The following is a 15,871-nucleotide window of genomic DNA, read 5'->3' as shown; positions in this document are numbered from 1 at the left end:
TGTTGGGGCCATAAACGTCATCGCCCCGTCAATCCGAGTCGCCGAAGGCGAACCCGTCATGATGGGAACGGGGTTGCCTGTGAGGATGATCCTGCTGCGGGCGAAACATCCGTTCCAAGCGCGACAGGCTCCCAGCCGCATGAACGGAACGTAGCACCACAGGGCGGGTCCGCGTCAGGGGCTCAGCGGATCGCGCTCAGCACGGGCGCCGGACGGCGTAGCGATAGCGCCGGCCCTGGGAATCGAGCAGTTCGCTATCGGGGCTTTCCTGCCAGACGACCTCGTCCTCGGGACCCGTCGCGTCGGTCAAGGTCGCGCCGCGGACGATATCGAGGTTGAGGCCGAACCCGTAATTGGTGGCGGTCGCGTCAGTGATCGCGGCCGTGATGTCGGCCTCGTCGGGCAGGCAGGCGAACAGGACGCCGTCGGCGATGGCGAGGGTATAGGTTTGCACGGATGGGCTCCAAGGGGCTCGCAGAGCGTGGACCGGCACGGGAGCGCCCGAACCTAGGCATCGCGAGCCGAATGTGAACCCTTCCTCACGAAATGCTGCATTGCACCATTCCGTGAGGACAAGCCCCGCACAAGCCCCACGCGCAGGGCTTCAGTGACCCAGATGCCCGTCGAAGAAGCGTGCCATCTCTCCGAACACCTCCCTGGTCTCGGGTGCGTCCGGCGTGAACAGATACTGAGCGTGGGACATGCCCTCGAAAACCTGGAGCGACGCCTCGATCCCTGCAGCGCGCAGCTTGCGGTGGGTGCGCACCGTGTTGGACAGGAACAGGTCGCGGGTGCCGGTGATCAAGATCGCGGGCGGCAGGCTGATGAAGTCGCCGTAGATCGGCGAGAGCTGCGGGTCCTTCAGATCCCGACCGGCGGCATAGAGCTTGGCGGCCGGCGTGAGGTAGCCCGAATAGCTGACGAGGACGTTGTCCAGCCATTCGTTGGTCCGGTAGCTGTCGCCGGTCTCAGTCATGTCGGACCACGGCGTGCCGAGGCCGATCGCCGCCGGCAGCGCCAGCCCCTCGGCCTTGGCTCGGAGCATCAGGGACAGGGTCATGCCGCCCCCCGTGGAGGTGCCGAACACCGCCATGTTCTGAGGCTTCTGCATGGTTTGCATGGCCCGCCAAACCGCGGCCGCGTCATCCATGGCAGCTGGGTAGGGGGCATCCGGCGGCATGCGGTAATCGACCGAGATCACCTTGTACCCGCCGAGTCCGGCCATCAAGATCGCCTCCAAGGTGCCGGACTCGCCGGGATTGTAGACGTAGCCGCCCCCGTGGATGTGCAGGAGCAGCCGGTTGCGGTTGGCCTCCGGTATCTGCCGGGGCTGAATCACGTAGGCCTTCACGCCGCCGATCACGGCGGCCTCGCTGGTGACGCCGAGCTTCTCGCGCAGGGCGGGGAGGGTGGCGGCTCCGGCGGCGGCCAGCCGGTCGACCAGCGCCTTCCAAGCCGCGGCGTCCGGTGGGTTCGCGTTCCAGGCCTGCACGCGGTAGGGCGCCGCCACCGCCGTGCGGAATTCCGGGCTCGTCGTGTCGGGCACCGGCACGACCTTGGCCGGCAGCGTTCGCGGCCCCGGGGCGGCGTTGGCCGCCCCTATCTCGGCTTCCAACTGCGCGAAGCCGGGCACGGCCCTCTCCGCGGGCGCGGCCTGCCCGAATGCGGCCTGGGTGCCGCAGGCGATCATCAGCAGAGCGGACAGGCTCAGGCGCATCTCGGTTCCTCTTGCGGCAGCCTGTTCCGCGCCCCCGTCTCGGCGGGCGCCGGCTGCACTCGTCCGAAACCTATCGGACCGGGCGGGCCGCGACAGCGGCCGCGGTTACGATCGCGGCCGCGCCTTCACGGGCCGAGCCGCGGGAGCGCGGCCGGCGTCTCCGGTTCGACCACCAGGGTCGCGGGCACGCTGCCCTCGCCGGCGAGCACCTCGGCGATCGCCTCCGGCGCGATCGGATCCTCCGCCGCGTCGGCGACGCCCGCGGGTGCCGGCGTGATCCGGGCGGTCTCCCGGCGCGGGCCGGTTTCGGCCGCGGCGGCATGCTCCTCGGCCACGCCAGTCACGGCCTCCGGAGCGATCAGCCCGGTGGCGGCCGCGTGCTCGGCCATGGCGACGCTGTCGGCGGCGAGCACGAGGCTCGATCCAGCCCGGGCGACAGCGCCGGCGAGGCGGACGATCTCCTCGACCCGGGCGGAGCCACGGGACACGTTGCGGATGTAGACTGCCAGCACCCGCCCGGGATTCTCCTCGACGATCTGCGCGTAGACTTCTGGGTCATGCTGGCCGCTATCGCCGATCAGCACGAAGGGCAGGTCGCGGTAGAGGGCGAGCATGTGCTTGATCAGCGCCTGCTTGTGGTCGGTGGCCCGCCGCGGCAGCGGATGGGTCCAGGACAAGCCCCATTCCCGCAGGAACAGCACCGGCCCCGCCGGGATGCCGTGGCGCTGGAAGAATTCCGACAGCATCTCGTAGAGACCCCAGGGGGCGCGGGAGACGTAGAGCATCGGGTTGCCCTCGTCGCCGCCGGCGCCCGCATGGAGCGCGCAATACAGGGCCGCGACGCCCGGGAAGGCGACACGGCTCTCGGCATCCTCCACGAACAGGCGCCAGAGCATCTTCAGCTTGTTGGCGACGCCGGTGCGCATGACCGTGTCGTCGATGTCGCTGACCACGACGCAGCGGCAGCGATCGGGCGGGATGAACACCGCGCCCTCGGCAGGAATCGGCGGTTCGGCGTCGAGGAGGAGATCGACCGCGTGCCAGTCGCCGGACCCGGCCGGGGGCGTGCGCGGATGCAGGTGCACGCGGAAATACCCGTCCCGGTCAGTCTCGACCCGGACGGCATCGTCGCCAAACCGGGCAGTCACGACCGCTCCGGCGACTGTCCGCCGGGCGATGCGGCGGCGTAGGTCGCGCCATTGCGCCCGCAGGGATTCGGGATCCTCGCCAGGGATCCCCGGCGATTGCCGAAAGACCCGGCCGATCAGGAACAGCTCGTCCCGGGACCCGTAGCCGCGATAAGGCTCGACCACGAGTCCGCCCCGGCCCTTGCCGCCATGCCCCTGCGCACGACGGACCGGCCGGGTGAGGACCCGCAGCGCCTTGAGGGCGCCCCTCCGCACGCGCGAGGTCATGGGATCAGACGCCGCTCGGACGCTCAGGCCTGCGGCAGCTCAGGGCTCAGTCCCATCGCATCAAGGCCTTCCTCCAGGAGATCCCCGGCATCGGGGCTGCCAAGCAGCTCCCGCACGGCGCCCTCGCCGGCAGCCTCGCGCTCGCGGGCGAAGCGTACCGCCTCGCTCCATTCCTCCGGCTCCATGTCGCCGCGCCCGACATAGAGAAGGGCGAGCAGCTCGGCCCGGGAATCGTCGTCGAGGCCAGCGATGACGCTGCGGACCTCGGATTCGGTGGCATCGTCGGTGCCGGAGATCAGGACATCGGTGGCACCGTCGTCGATCGGGTTCGAGCCCGAATCCGGGTCGGTGTTACCCTCCTTCACCTCGATGGCGCGCAGCCGCATGACGATGTCGGTGACGGTTTCGACGGCGATATCCATGCGCTGATCTCCGGACGCTGACAGGGTCGGGCAAGCGGGGCCCTCAAGCCGCGACAACGGACGAGCGGGCGCCGGGTTCGCCTCTTTCCCTTCGAAGCCCGCTTGCGTGGTCCGCGCCACTTCCCGCCTGAACGACCCTGGGATAGAGGCTGCGAAACTAATTCGATCACCGGATCAACCTCGGCGATAGACGTGATTTCTATAAAGATTTTCAAGACGTCCCTCTCCGATACCGTCATCTCGTGTGCACGCGACGTAAAGTCCCGGTGTTCGGCCGGGCGGCGACGGCACGTCCTGGCCCTCGCGGGGCTCTGCGCGCTGTCCGGTTCCACGCTGCTCGGGCCAGTGTCCGCCCAAGCCCGATCCGCGAGCTACGAGGGCAGCGCGCCGAGCTGCTTCCTGACCGGCGGCGGCGCCCTCGAGATCTGCCGCGAAGGTTCGGAGGCCGAGGGCGTCCTGATCGCGCCGGCCCCCTGCGCCTTCGTGCGCGGCGTGCAGATCCTGCGACTTGCCCGCTCCGAGTCGCCCGGGCCGCTCCAGACCGTGTTCCAGGGCCAGACCCCCGTGGCCTCTCGCCGGGACGAGCCCTGTCCGGAGCGGCGCGCCACGGACAGCCGGGACGGCGGTGCCCTGCGCACGGGCCGGACCTTCGAGGCCCTGGCCACGACGTTGCCGCCATCGGCCGACCGGTTCTGGGTCGATCTGCCGGAAGAGCGTGCGCGGACCCGCGGCTGGTCGGAGCCGACGCCGTCCGCCGAGGGCATAGGCCCGCGCGACCCGATCGCCGTAACGGGCCGGACGTGGGCCGGCGAGGCCTACAGCTACGTCTTCCTGCTCGGGCAGGAGCGCGTCGGCGTCACGGGCGGCGACGAGGCCGAGACCGAGCGCCGCGGCCGACGTCGGCGGGCGGAGCGAGACGAGCCTGCGACCGGTCCGGCCGACGTCCGGCGCCGCGTCCAGATCGAGGCGCGCACCCTCGATTTCCAGACGTTCGAGATCCGGACCCGCACCGCCGACGGCTACGGGCTGGCCTGGACGCCGTTCGAGGCCGGCGCGGGCCGCGGGCGGCGCAGCGACCCGCCCGTCCCGGCCGCGGTGGTCGACGAGGCGGGCAAGCCGGTCACGTCGGCCTGCACGGCGCCGGCCTTCGAGACCCACGGACTCGCCGGCTCGATCAGCGTCGTCGACCGCACCTATCACTACATCTACACCGACGTGCTGCCCGAGGATTGCGGTCTCGCCCCCGAGAAGCGCCGCACCGGGCTGTTCCTGCGCACCGCGCAGGACCTGTCGGGACCGAAGGTCTGGTCGACAGCGCGCAAGCTCGCCGGGCCGCTGCCGCCCGGGACCCTCGTCCGCGTGGCGCGGGCCAAGGGTATGCCGCGCTGGGCGGTCTCCTACACGTGCCAGCGCCCCGCCAACGCTCCGGGCGGTCCGGTGGCGGACATCTGCCTCCAGTACACGGCCGATCTGAGCCTCGACGGGATCGGCGCCCTCAAGCTTTATGCCGATCCGGTGGAAGCGGGCCGCTCCTCCGCCTATCTCGGGCTGCGCTCGGGAGGCAACGGCAGCGGCCGGTACGACCGGAGCGCGCATTTCTGGATGACGGATGCGGAGGGCAACCTCGACACTCCCGCGATCTACCCGAACAAGGCCGGGTTCCTGACGTGGCTCGACCGGCTCGCCCCGACCGCTTCAGGCCGCGAAACGTCGAGCCTCTATGGAAGGCCCGTCTACTGGGCGACGTGGACGGTGCGCGCGATCGGCGCGCAATAAGTCGCGGGAGACGCTATATGGGCGGCCGACAAGCCGCGCGCGGCGTGCCTGACGGACCCGATGGAAACCCATATCGACCTGTGGTTCGCCGCGAGCATCGTGGCGATCTCGTTGCTGCTCTCAGCGTTCTTCGCTGGCGCGGAGACCGCGTTCACGGCCGCCTCGCGGGCCCGGATGCACGCCCTCGAACAGGCGGGGGATCCCCGGGCCGCGATCGTCAACCGCATCCTGGCGATTCGCGAGCGCTTCATCGGCGCGATGCTGATCGGCTACAACATCGTGGCGATCGGCGCCTCGGCCTTCACCACGAGCGTGCTCACCGCGCTGTTCGGCAAGAGTGGCGTGATCTATGCCACGGTCGGCATGTCGGTGCTGGTCATCGTCTTCGCTGAGGTCCTGCCGAAGACGCTCGCCATCTCCAAGCCCGACAAGGCGGCACTGCTCACCGCACGGCCGGTGGCCTTCGCGGTAGCGCTGATGGGCCCGCTGGCTATCGCCATCGAGCATTTGGTGCGGCTGATGCTGAAGCCGTTTGGCATCACGATCGGCGAGCACCAGTCGATCCTCACCGCAGCTGAGGAGCTGCGCGGGCAGGTGGCGCTGATGCACCGGGAGGGCGGCGTCGCCAAGGCCGAGCGCGACATGCTGGGCGGCCTCCTCGACCTGTCGGACCTGTCGGTCTCCGACGTCATGGTCCACCGCACCAAGATGCGGGCGATCGATGCCGACCAGCCCTCCGAGGACATCGTCCGCGCCGTTCTGTCCTCGCCCTACACGCGGATGCCGCTGTGGCGCGGCACGCCGGAGAACATCGTCGGCGTCCTTCACGCCAAGGACCTGCTGCGGGCGCTCGACGCCGCGGGCGGCGACGCGTCCGGCCTCAAGGTCGAGGCGCTAGCCCTGGAGACGTGGTTCGTGCCGGGCACGACGTCGCTGCGCGCGCAGCTCAAGGCCTTCCTGACCAAGAAGACCCACTTCGCCCTCGTGGTCGACGAGTACGGCGAAGTCATGGGCCTCGTCACCCTGGAGGATATCCTGGAGGAGATCGTCGGCGACATCGCCGACGAGCACGACGTCACGGTCTCGGGCGTTCGGCCCCAGGGGGACGGATCGGTGAATGTCGACGGCGGCGTGCCGATCCGCGACCTGAACCGGGCCATGGACTGGAAACTGCCCGACGAGGAGGCGACGACGATCGCCGGCCTGGTCATCCACGAGGCCCGGACCATCCCGGATCAGGGGACGGCCTTCAACTTCCACGGCTTCCGCTTCCAAGTGCTGCGGAAGGCGAAGAATCGGATCACGACGCTGCGGATCACGCCGCTGACGTCGGCCGGCCTTCAGGCCCCCGCTCAGCCGGAGACCCAGCGCGACGCGGTATGAGGGCAGCCGTTCCCCGGTGAGCGAGGTGATCGCGCTCAGCGGCGGTCTATCAGGGCAGCCGGCGTCTTGACGCGAATTGCCGTGCCCGACCCCGTCTTTCCGAGGCCGCGCAGCGGAACCCGGAATCCAGGTCCGCCGACGTGCCAAGCTCTGCAATGACAGTGGATCTGGATTCCGGGCTCGCCTGCTGCACCCTGGGAGGGCGCCGTTTCACCCCCTCTCCACGATGCGCGGGGCCGATGACCTTCACCCCGGCGTCGCTTGCAGACCCTCGGCGCGGATCCAGTCGCGGGTACGGTCCAGAGCCCGGCCGAGCCGGTCGAACAGGGCGTCGATCTCGTCGGGCGCGATGATCAGCGGCGGGCATACGGCGACGCGGTCACCGGCGAGCGCCCGCACGATCAGCCCTTCGGCCTGTGCGAAGGCGACGCAGCGGGCGGCGACTCCCTTCTTCGGGTCGTATTGGCGCTTCGTGGCCTTGTCGGCGACGATCTCCAGGCCGCCGATCAGCCCGATCCCTCCGGCCTCACCCACGATGTCATGCCCGGCGAGGGCCGAGAGCCGACGCTGGAAATGCGGCGCCTTCTCGGCCGCACCCTCGATCACCCGGTCGCGCCGATAGATCTCGATCGCTTTCAGCGCCACCGCGGCGGCGACCGGATGGCCGGAATAGGTGGTGCCGTGACCGAAGGTACCGATCTTCTCGCTCTGGCCGACCAGCGCGTCGTAGAGCGGCGCGTCGATACTGACGCCGCCGAGCGGCATGTAGGCCGAGGTGAGCGCCTTGGCGAAGGAGATGGAGTCCGGCCGGGCACCGAGCGCCTCGCTTCCGAACCATGTGCCGAGCCGGCCGAAGCCGCAGATCACCTCATCGGCGATGAAGCGGACATCGTACTTCGCCAGCACGGCCTGGATCGCGGAAAAATAGCCCCGCGGCGGCACGATCGCGCCGCCCGCACCCATCACCGGCTCGGCGATGAAGGCCGCCACCGTCTCCGGACCCTCGCGCAGGATCGTCTCCTCCAACTCGCCAGCGAGTCGGGCCGAGTAGGCTTCCTCACTCTCCCCCGGCTCCGCGCCCCGGTAATGGTGGGCTGCAGAGACGTGCAGGAAGCCCGGCAGCGGCAGGTCCCAGTCGGCATGATTCGCCGCAAGCCCGGTCATAGAGGCGCTGGCTACCGTCACGCCGTGATAGCCCTTCTGACGGGCGATGATCTTCTTCTTCTTCGGTCGGCCGAGGGCGTTGTTGTAGTACCAAGTCAGCTTGACTTGCGTGTCGTTGGCCTCCGAACCCGACGAGGTGAAGAAGATCTTCGAGGTCGGGACCGGCATCAGCTCCTTGAGCGTCTCGGCAAGTTCGATGCCCGGATCGTGGCTCCGACCGGAGAACAGGTGCGTGAAGGGCAGGCGCGCCAGCTGCACCTGCGCAGCCTCCACGAGTTCGGCGTTCGAGTAGCCGAGAGCCGTGCACCACAGGCCCGACATGCCCTCGATGTAGGGACGCCCCTCGGTGTCGAAGACGTGCACGCCCTCGCCGCGTTCCAGGACCAGCGGACCCGTCTGTCGGTGCGTCGACAAGTTGGTGTAGGGATGGAGGAGGGTTTCGACGTCGCGGGTCGCGAGGTTCGAGAGCATGGTTCGCAAGGTCCTCGTGCGAGGGTCACCGTCGCCACACTACCGACCCGATGCCCCGGCAGGTAGCCCGATGGATCCGCGGCCGGCCGTTGCCGGACGCATGCCGGAAGCGACTGCCTCTCGCGACGCACAAACCATGCTCAATCCCGAAGCCTTCGTCGCGCAGCCCGCCCCCGGCCGCGCCTGCGGTGCCTGCACGCTCTGCTGCAAGGTCTACGACGTGCCCGCCGTCGAGAGCGTCGCGGGCCAATGGTGCCGCCACACCCGGGCCGGCCAGGGCTGCGCCATCCACGCCACGCGGCCCGATCATTGCCGGGCATTCCACTGCCTCTGGATGACGGAGGGTTGGCTCGGGCCGGAATGGAAACCCGATCGTGCCAAGATGGTGCTGAGCCTCGACCCGCTCACCCGCAACATGAACGTGCAGGTCGATCCCGGACAGGCGGGCACATGGCGGCGCGAACCCTATTACGGGCAGCTCAAGCGCTGGGCCGTAGCCTCGGTGCCGCTGCGGCGGCACGTGCTGGTCCACGTCAACAAGAGTACCACCGTCATCCTGCCGGACCGCGATGTCAGTCTCGGGGTCGTGGGCGCCGACGAACGCATCGTCACAACCGACCGCATCACGCCCCAAGGCCCGAGCTTCGACGTCCGGAAAGTCCCGGCCTGAACCGATCGCTCGTAGGGTCCCGACAGCGCTCAGAACCCCTCGCCGACCCGGCTCAGCGCTCCGTCCCGGAACTTCTCTGCATAACCGGCACCTCCACGACGCGGAACGTCAGCTGGAACAGGATCAGCCCCGTCTGATCGGCGACCTCGATCCGCCAATCCTCACCCAGGGCGAGGCGCTGAGCATCCCACTTCAGGATTTCACCGGCGCGCCGGACGGTCTCCAGCCAGGCGGATTGCCAGTTCGGCAGATCGGTGCCCGCCGCGTCCGGGATCGTGGATCCGTCGTGGAGGTTGGGCTGATAGCGCTCCATCCACAGATCCCGGCCGGGTCCAGGCGGGGGATGCGGTTACCCCCACGCGCGGCCGTGCCGAGGATCGTTGCCGCGAGTGTCACCCGCTGACGTGACCCGTGGGCGCTTGGCCATATACCGGGATAGACATTCGGCCGGCTTCGCAGTCGCGATGCCGCGAGGCGTGAGCCTTGCGGATTAAGTCGGTTTGCCCGACTGATCGGCCATGACGACGGTTCACGATTTCAGCGTCTCCGCGGCCGATGGGACCCCGTACCCGCTCGCCCAGCATCGCGGACGGGTTCTGCTCATCGTGAACACGGCCTCGCGCTGCGGCTTCACCCCGCAATATGAGGGTCTGGAGGCGCTCTGGCGCCGGTACCGGGATGCGGGCCTCACGATCCTGGGCTTCCCCTGCAACCAGTTCGGCGCCCAGGAGCCGGGTGACGCCGCCGAGATCGCGAATTTCTGCGCGCTGCGTTACGATGTGAGCTTTCCGGTGCTCGCCAAGATCGCGGTGAACGGGTCGGGGGCCGATCCGCTCTACACTTATCTCACCCGCGCCCGCGCCGGGCTGTTCGGGACGCGCGCGGTGAAGTGGAATTTCACCAAGTTCCTGGTGGGACGCGACGGCCGGGTCCTCGCCCGCTTCGCGCCCGGGACGAAGCCCGCCGCCCTGGAGGCGAAGATCCAGGCTGCCCTGGCCACGCACGCCTGAGCCACGCCGCCGTCAGAGGACGTCGAGATCCGCAGCCTCGGCGGGGGAGACGCGCATCGTGTCGACCCGTTCACGCGCGCGCAGCACCGTCCGCAGGGGCGCGATCGGGAACGGACGCACCGCCTCACGCAGGATACCCGTCAGGAAGCGGATCTCGGCAATCTTGCGCAAGGTCGAGTCGGGCGCGCCGGCACACTGAGCTCGACGTTCGAGGTTCGAAAGAGCGTCGAAGAGCGCGTATCGCTTGCCGATATCCCGGGAAGACTGCATCGACGCTATCAAACTAGCAAGTTCGTCTTCGAACCTACATCCGGCAGTCTGGTCGGCACGCATCGTCGACTCGAACACAATCTGTGCTGAGATTAAAACAGTGTTCGGTCCTTGTCAGCCGCCGACCCAGGTTGAGCGCCGCGAATGCGGGATTGTTGCGCAATTGCATCTGCGCGACGGCCCCGGGACAGGGGCTTGGCATCAGCCGCCGGCACCGACGAACGCGGCAGCCGCCTCGAACTCCGTCCGACGCGTCTCGAGGCGGGCTTCCGCCTCGGCGTCGCGCCCCCAGACAGCGGCCTGGAAGGTCTCGTCGACATGGGCCGCGGCCCAGGCCTCCGCCGGCGTCAGGCGCCCCCGAAGCACCGCCAGCGCGATCAACAGTGAGCCGGTCAGCGTCGTAAGTGTGTGCAGGCCGGTGAGCTGGAACGGGTCGGTGACCCCAGTCACCGCCGCGGACAGAGCCTGGATCGTGTCGGCCGGCTGCGCGACATGCATGACACCCTCACTAAGGATCACCCGCGCGCCGAACTCATCCCGAGCCCAGGCGAGGATGGGATCCCAGGCCGCCGCCTGCGCCGCCACGAGGCGATCCGGATCTCCGGCGCGATAGGCCAGGAGATCGGTGCCCGCATAGGCACAGAGATCGGCTGCGACGGCGGCCATGCGGGGCGTGACCCCGTCGATCGCCGTGTTGGCGAGCCGGGTCAGGGGCATCCGCGCCGGATCGATCACGGCCTCCTGGGTCGCCCATTCCGCCGCGACGCGCTCGGCCAGGGTCCGACTCGGGAGCTGCAGCGGGTTCCGCGCGGGTGTGTTGGCCGGACGTCCGTCCAGGGTCAGCCGAAATCCGTCGGCGTCCTCGGAGAAGCCGGCCTCTGTGTAGAAGCGCCGGGGCAGGGCCGGCTTGGCGTGGCCGCGCGCTGCCCGCACCGGATCCGGCCGCTCTCCATCGCTCGGTTCGCCGAGCCAGTCTGTCGTCTGATCGCTCATGGACGCGAGATAGGCGCTTCCGGCCCGGCGCGCGAGCCTTTCGCGATCAGGCGCCCGTTGCGAGCCCCCCGAGAAGCAGCGCCTCCAGCGCCGCGGCACTCGGGACAACCGTCACCGCGCCGGCCTCGTAGAGCGCATCCGGAGGATGGTAGCCCCAGGCAACCCCGATGGCCGTGGCGCCGGCCGCCACGCCCATGGCGATGTCGAACGTGGTGTCACCGACCATCACGGTGGTCCCGGGCTCGCAGCCGGCCTCGCTGATCGCCTGCTGCAGCATGGTCGGATCCGGCTTGGACGGCGCGTCGTCGGCGCTCTGAGTGGTGGCGAACCAGTCCGCCCAGCCATAATGCGCGATCAGCCGATCAACCCCGCGTCGCGACTTCCCCGTGGCGAGGCCGATCAGCACGTCCGAACGGTCATGCAGCCGGGCCAGCAGGTCGGCCATACCGGGGAACAGGGGCTCCTCGTGAGCCGGGTCGAGCCGCAGGCGGTTGTAGGCCTGCTTGTAGCTCTCCGAGAGTTCCGCAACCGGGCCGTCCTCGCCGACCAGACGTCGGAAAGCCTGCGGCAGTGACAGACCCACCACGGACAGGGCCTCGCGCCGCCCCGGAGCCGGCAGACCGTTCTCGGCGAAGGCCACTTCCTGGGCCGCCACGATCAGGTGCTGACTGTCGACGAGGGTGCCATCGACATCGAAGACGACGAGTTTCATCGCCGGCGACGCGCGAAAGGCCGCCCCGACGGCGCGAAGCGGGAAATATCGGCCACCGTCACGGCTTCCGGCCCGGCTGTGCCGGCGCCGCGGCTGCCGGCTGCCCGCCGGGAACACGGGTCCGTTCGTAGCCGAGGCGGCAGCGGATCAGGAACCGGCGGCGCTTGCCGCCGCGCAGGCCGCGCTGATGCGAGGCGCGGTTGCAGGCCGCGTAAGATCGCCGCCGGCGCTCCGCGCGGGCGCTGTTGGCCGGACGCGGACCCGCCTGCGCGGGCGCCGCGCTCGCCCCGGGCGTCGCGGCCGAATGCGGCGGCGCCGCCTCGGCCGGATGCACGCCGTTGGCCGCCGGCGCCGGCTTGGCTGCCTCGCCCGGTGCAGCGTGCACGATCGGCCCGGTAAGGCACAGGGCGGCGAGGCAGGCCAGCGTCGCGAGCTTCATGTGTCAGGGTCTCGAACCGCCGGAAACAGGCCCCGCCGCGGATGTGCGGGGCGCGGGGCAGCATATGAGGCGGCGCAGCCGATTGCCAAGGCATGCGCCACACAGGAGTCTCGGAGGGTGTGCCACCTTCCACGGAAGAGGCTGCGGCGCGGCGGGGCTCGCGGAGGCGATCCGAAGGTATGAAGGACGATCCGGCGATGGACCTCGTGCTGCTGCCCGGCTTCATGACCGATGCCGACCTCTGGTCAGACATGGCCGAGCGCCTCGCGCAGGTCGGGCCGCTGACGCACGGCGATCTGAGCCAGGATGCCACCATTCCCGCCATGGCGGGCAGGGTGGCGGCGGCGGCTCCTGCGCGATTCGGTCTCATCGGCTTCTCGATGGGCGGCTATGTCGCCCGCGCGGTCGCGCGGCTCGTGCCCGAACGGGTGCAGGCGCTCGTCCTCGTCGCCACCTCGTCGCGGGCCGACACGCAAGCCCAGGCGCGCCGGAAGGCGGCCGCGATCGCCCATATCCGCCAGCAGGGCTACAGGGGCCTCAGCCGGGGCGCGATCCTCCAGTCGGTGCATCCGGGCCGGGCCGGCGACACCGCTCTGGTCGCGCGCATTCGGCAGATGGGCGACCGGCTCGGCGGACCCGTCTTCCTGCGCCAAGCCGGGCAGGCCCGCGAATCCGACGGCGACAGCCTCGGCGCGATCGGCTGCCCGACCCTGGTCGTGGCGGCAGCTCAGGACGCCTTGCGCAGCCTCGACGAGGCGCAGGAGCTTCGCGACGGCATCCCGGGCGCGGCGCTGACGGTGATCAACGGGTCTGGCCACATGCTGCCGCTGGAAGCCCCGCATGCGCTGGCCGACGCGATCGTGCCCTGGCTGCGGGCTCAGGCCTCCGGGGCCTCGACGATCGGGTCGTAGCGGGCGGCGTCGAAGCCCAGGAGATTCCAGCTCTGGGCCATGTGGGGCGGGAGCGGCGCGCTCACGTCCACCGGCTTGCCGGTGCGCGGATGCGGGATGACGATCCGCCGGGCGAGCAGGTGGAGGCGGTTCTGGATGCCGCCCGGCAGCTCCCAGTTCTCCACCGAGAAGTATTTCGGATCGCCCACGATCGGGTGGCCGATATGGGCCGCATGGGCGCGCAGCTGGTGCGTGCGGCCGGTGACCGGCTTGAACGACAGCCAGGACAGCTTCTGCGCGGCCTGATCGACCATCGCGTAGTAGGTCAGTGCGTGGCTCGCGCCCTCGTCGCCGTGCTTGGCGACCCGCATCCGCGCGTCGGCGTCGGTGGGCTCCTCCTTGGCGAGGTAGGTCGAGACGCGCCCCTGCCGGACCCGCGGCACGCCCGCGGTGAGCGCCCAGTAGATCTTCCGGGCCGCCCGCGAGCGGAAGCTCTTGGCCAGCGTCGCGGCGGCGAGACGGGTCTTGGCAACGATCAGGCAGCCGGCCGTATCCTTGTCGAGCCGGTGGACGAGGCGCGGCTTCTGGCCGTCCGGACCCGTGAGGGCGGCGAGCAGGCCGTCCACGTGCCGGACCGTCCCCGAGCCGCCCTGGACCGCGAGGCCGAAGGGCTTGTTGAGGATCATCATGTCGGCATCCTCGTAGAGGATCAGCGAGCGGATGAATTCGGCGTCATCCTGCTCGCGGGCGGCGCTGCGCGGGCGCTCGGTGGGCTGGTCGAGGCGCAGCGGCGGCACGCGCACGCTCATGCCCGGCTCCAGCCGGTCGTTCGGCTTGGCGCGCTTGCCGTCGACCCGCAATTCGCCCTTGCGCACGATGGTCTGCACGCGGGTGAAGGGCAGAAGCGGGAAGCGGGCGGTGAGGAAGCGGTCGATCCGCATCCCGGCCTCGTCCGGCTCGACCGTCAGGGTCTGCACGCCGGAGGCGAGGGTCGCCGAGGCGGCGGCGCGCTGCTCGCGCCGGGTCGGACCGGGAGCGGGGGCGGGAGCAGGAGCTGGGGCCGCCGCGCGCTTGGCCGGAGGCCGGCTGCCGGGCTTGGCCACCGCGGGACCCCGCGGTGCGGCGGCGTCGCGGCGCGGCTTCGGGGGCCGAGCCGGCGCGGGGGCCGCGGCGACCTGCCCTCCCCAGGGATCGCGCGCGCCGGCGTCGTCGCCGCGATTGCGCGCCGCGCGCTCGGCGGCGTCGCGGGCGCTGGTGCGCGGGCCCGTGCGAGCACGGCCGTCGGCCTGGAACTTGCCGGCCGGGGGTCTGCCAGCCTGGAACTTGCCGGCCTGAGGCTTGCGCCCCTTCGGCCCGCCGCTTTTGGGAGGTCGTGTCGTCATGCTTCCGCCGGCACCCGTCTTCGCGTCGGACGGAGCGTCCGGGCGCATGGGCCGCGGCGTCGCGGACGTCCGGACCGATGGGATTGCCCGGCTGTAGCATCGCCGGCGCCGAGCGGCAAAGGCGCCGGGCCGGTTCCGTCCGTCAAGGCTGCGCGTCCCACGCGTCGCGGAGCCGGGCCTTCAGGCCGGCGGGGAAGAGATCCGGGCCGCCCGGCACGTCGAGCCCGTCCAGATCGCACCACCGCGCCACGCAGGCGGTGCCGCAATCCTCGTGGAAGTCGAAGCGCTCCTGCCCGTCGAACCGACCGGGCGGCAGGGCGACCGGGAACAGAAACAGCACCTCGTGCCCGACCTGCCCCTCGTGCGTGAAGATGTTCTCCATGACGCGTGGTCCGCCGAGCACCGAGACGGTGACGCCGAGCTCCTCCTCGAACTCGCGGATCAGGGCGTCCTCGGCACTCTCGCCGAACGCGACGCTGCCACCGAGGGGTCGGACGCCCTTCAGCCGCCCGTCATCCGCACGGACCTCGGCGACCAGCAGGCTGTTGCCGCGCCTGGGCAGGCCCAGCGCCTTGACGCGAATTTCCGCAGGGGGGCCGCCAGACGGTCATTTCGCATCGGCTAACCCGTCGTCGGCAAAGCCGCAACGGGTCGGCGCGCCGCGCGTCGATCCACGGCAACGACCAGACACACGGTTGACGCCCGGTCACACTACGGCCAAGCTCTGCCTCGACGGTTCCCCTCGGGGATCAAAAGGGAACGCGATGAGGGGTTCGCCCCGAAGCCGCGGCTGCCCCCGCAACTGTAAGCGGCGAGCCCTTCACCACCACGTCACTGGGTCACCCCGGGAAGACGGTGCGAGGGCGGCGACCCGCGAGCCAGGAGACCTGCCGTCAGCCGTGGTCACACGCGAAACGCGCCGGGCGGGGTGTCCTGGCGGGTGTCGAGGCGCCGCCAGTCCCGAGGGGAGGCGGTCGCCGAGGCCTCGTTCGCGGTGACGTGCCACAGCAAGCGCGCCCGCGACGTCGTTCCCCATGCCTGTCCCCTCCGTCTCAAGCCCACCGATTCCTGCACCGGGACGCCGTCGCGCGCCCGAGCAGGCTGAGGCCTTCGGACAGCGGGCATTGTAATGTTATTACAATGCAGTTAGGACGCGG

General features: G+C 70.3%; 17 protein-coding genes and 1 riboswitch. Of the genes, 5 read left to right on the top strand and 12 right to left on the bottom strand.

What is annotated here, in order from left to right:
• Nucleotides 1-196 precede the first annotated feature (196 nt).
• The 4 genes from BLT59_RS12460 to BLT59_RS12445 all read right to left on the bottom strand — a co-directional run bounded on the left by BLT59_RS12460 (nt 197) and on the right by BLT59_RS12445 (nt 3,554).
• On the bottom strand, nt 197-454 hold the full coding sequence (locus BLT59_RS12460) for a hypothetical protein (protein WP_091779990.1): 258 nt from the start codon (nt 452-454) through the stop codon (nt 197-199).
• 150 nt (nt 455-604) lie between these two features.
• Nucleotides 605-1,717 carry an alpha/beta hydrolase gene (locus BLT59_RS12455; protein WP_091779987.1) on the bottom strand — a complete coding sequence of 371 codons (1,113 nt, stop codon included), beginning with the start codon at nt 1,715-1,717 and terminating at the stop codon, nt 605-607.
• A 125-nt stretch (nt 1,718-1,842) separates the two neighbouring features.
• Entirely contained in the window at nt 1,843-3,132 is a 1,290-nt protein-coding gene (locus BLT59_RS12450; RefSeq protein WP_091779984.1) for an App1 family protein, read from the bottom strand.
• A gap of 23 nt (nt 3,133-3,155) precedes the next feature.
• Entirely contained in the window at nt 3,156-3,554 is a 399-nt protein-coding gene (locus tag BLT59_RS12445) for a DUF3775 domain-containing protein (RefSeq protein WP_091779979.1), read from the bottom strand.
• Between the two features lie 345 nt (nt 3,555-3,899).
• Between BLT59_RS12445 and BLT59_RS12440 the strand changes: the two genes are divergently transcribed.
• Together BLT59_RS12440 and BLT59_RS12435 are read left to right on the top strand one after the other, a co-directional pair.
• Nucleotides 3,900-5,330, top strand: coding sequence for a hypothetical protein (locus BLT59_RS12440; protein WP_244513960.1), 1,431 nt, complete (start codon nt 3,900-3,902; stop codon nt 5,328-5,330).
• A 60-nt stretch (nt 5,331-5,390) separates the two neighbouring features.
• The gene (locus BLT59_RS12435; RefSeq protein ID WP_091779973.1) at nt 5,391-6,713 is read left to right on the top strand and encodes an HlyC/CorC family transporter; all 1,323 of its coding nucleotides are present in this window, start codon (nt 5,391-5,393) and stop codon (nt 6,711-6,713) included.
• 246 nt (nt 6,714-6,959) lie between these two features.
• Here BLT59_RS12435 and BLT59_RS12430 read toward each other — a convergent pair whose 3' ends face one another.
• Entirely contained in the window at nt 6,960-8,348 is a 1,389-nt protein-coding gene (locus BLT59_RS12430) for an aminotransferase (RefSeq protein WP_091779969.1), read from the bottom strand.
• A gap of 136 nt (nt 8,349-8,484) precedes the next feature.
• On the opposite strand from BLT59_RS12430, the gene BLT59_RS12425 reads away from it, so the two are divergent.
• Entirely contained in the window at nt 8,485-9,018 is a 534-nt protein-coding gene (locus BLT59_RS12425) for a hypothetical protein (protein ID WP_091779966.1), read from the top strand.
• Between the two features lie 52 nt (nt 9,019-9,070).
• Here BLT59_RS12425 and BLT59_RS12420 read toward each other — a convergent pair whose 3' ends face one another.
• Entirely contained in the window at nt 9,071-9,331 is a 261-nt protein-coding gene (locus tag BLT59_RS12420; protein ID WP_091779963.1) for a DUF6894 family protein, read from the bottom strand.
• A gap of 205 nt (nt 9,332-9,536) precedes the next feature.
• On the opposite strand from BLT59_RS12420, the gene BLT59_RS12415 reads away from it, so the two are divergent.
• Entirely contained in the window at nt 9,537-10,028 is a 492-nt protein-coding gene (locus BLT59_RS12415; protein WP_091779960.1) for a glutathione peroxidase, read from the top strand.
• A 12-nt stretch (nt 10,029-10,040) separates the two neighbouring features.
• Here the strand turns inward: BLT59_RS12415 and BLT59_RS12410 are convergent, their stop codons facing one another.
• The 4 genes from BLT59_RS12410 to BLT59_RS12395 form a co-directional block, all read right to left on the bottom strand.
• Nucleotides 10,041-10,361, bottom strand: coding sequence for a hypothetical protein (locus tag BLT59_RS12410; RefSeq protein ID WP_139174048.1), 321 nt, complete (start codon nt 10,359-10,361; stop codon nt 10,041-10,043).
• A gap of 138 nt (nt 10,362-10,499) precedes the next feature.
• On the bottom strand, nt 10,500-11,291 hold the full coding sequence (locus tag BLT59_RS12405; protein ID WP_091779954.1) for an ATP12 family chaperone protein: 792 nt from the start codon (nt 11,289-11,291) through the stop codon (nt 10,500-10,502).
• A gap of 46 nt (nt 11,292-11,337) precedes the next feature.
• Nucleotides 11,338-12,003, bottom strand: coding sequence for an HAD-IA family hydrolase (locus tag BLT59_RS12400; RefSeq protein ID WP_091780257.1), 666 nt, complete (start codon nt 12,001-12,003; stop codon nt 11,338-11,340).
• Between the two features lie 58 nt (nt 12,004-12,061).
• A complete protein-coding gene (locus BLT59_RS12395) occupies nt 12,062-12,442 on the bottom strand; it encodes a hypothetical protein (RefSeq protein WP_091779951.1) in 381 nt (126 codons plus the stop codon).
• A 179-nt stretch (nt 12,443-12,621) separates the two neighbouring features.
• Between BLT59_RS12395 and BLT59_RS12390 the strand changes: the two genes are divergently transcribed.
• Nucleotides 12,622-13,353, top strand: a complete 732-nt coding sequence (locus BLT59_RS12390) for an alpha/beta fold hydrolase (RefSeq protein ID WP_244513959.1) — start codon at nt 12,622-12,624, stop codon at nt 13,351-13,353.
• On the opposite strand, the gene BLT59_RS12385 is transcribed toward BLT59_RS12390, so the two are convergent.
• The gene (locus tag BLT59_RS12385) at nt 13,320-14,714 is read right to left on the bottom strand and encodes an RluA family pseudouridine synthase (protein ID WP_091780253.1); all 1,395 of its coding nucleotides are present in this window, start codon (nt 14,712-14,714) and stop codon (nt 13,320-13,322) included. The two genes, BLT59_RS12390 and BLT59_RS12385, sit on opposite strands and share 34 nt — an antisense overlap.
• A gap of 142 nt (nt 14,715-14,856) precedes the next feature.
• Nucleotides 14,857-15,219 carry an NUDIX hydrolase gene (locus BLT59_RS12380; RefSeq protein ID WP_244513966.1) on the bottom strand — a complete coding sequence of 121 codons (363 nt, stop codon included), beginning with the start codon at nt 15,217-15,219 and terminating at the stop codon, nt 14,857-14,859.
• A 211-nt stretch (nt 15,220-15,430) separates the two neighbouring features.
• Nucleotides 15,431-15,624, top strand: a riboswitch (cobalamin riboswitch).
• Nucleotides 15,625-15,871 lie beyond the last annotated feature (247 nt).

This window comes from Methylobacterium sp. UNC378MF, assembly GCF_900103195.1.
Lineage (GTDB): Bacteria > Pseudomonadota > Alphaproteobacteria > Rhizobiales > Beijerinckiaceae > Methylobacterium.
The sequence above is the reverse complement of the archived record's forward strand: the minus strand, read 5'-3'. Positions and strand labels throughout refer to the sequence as shown.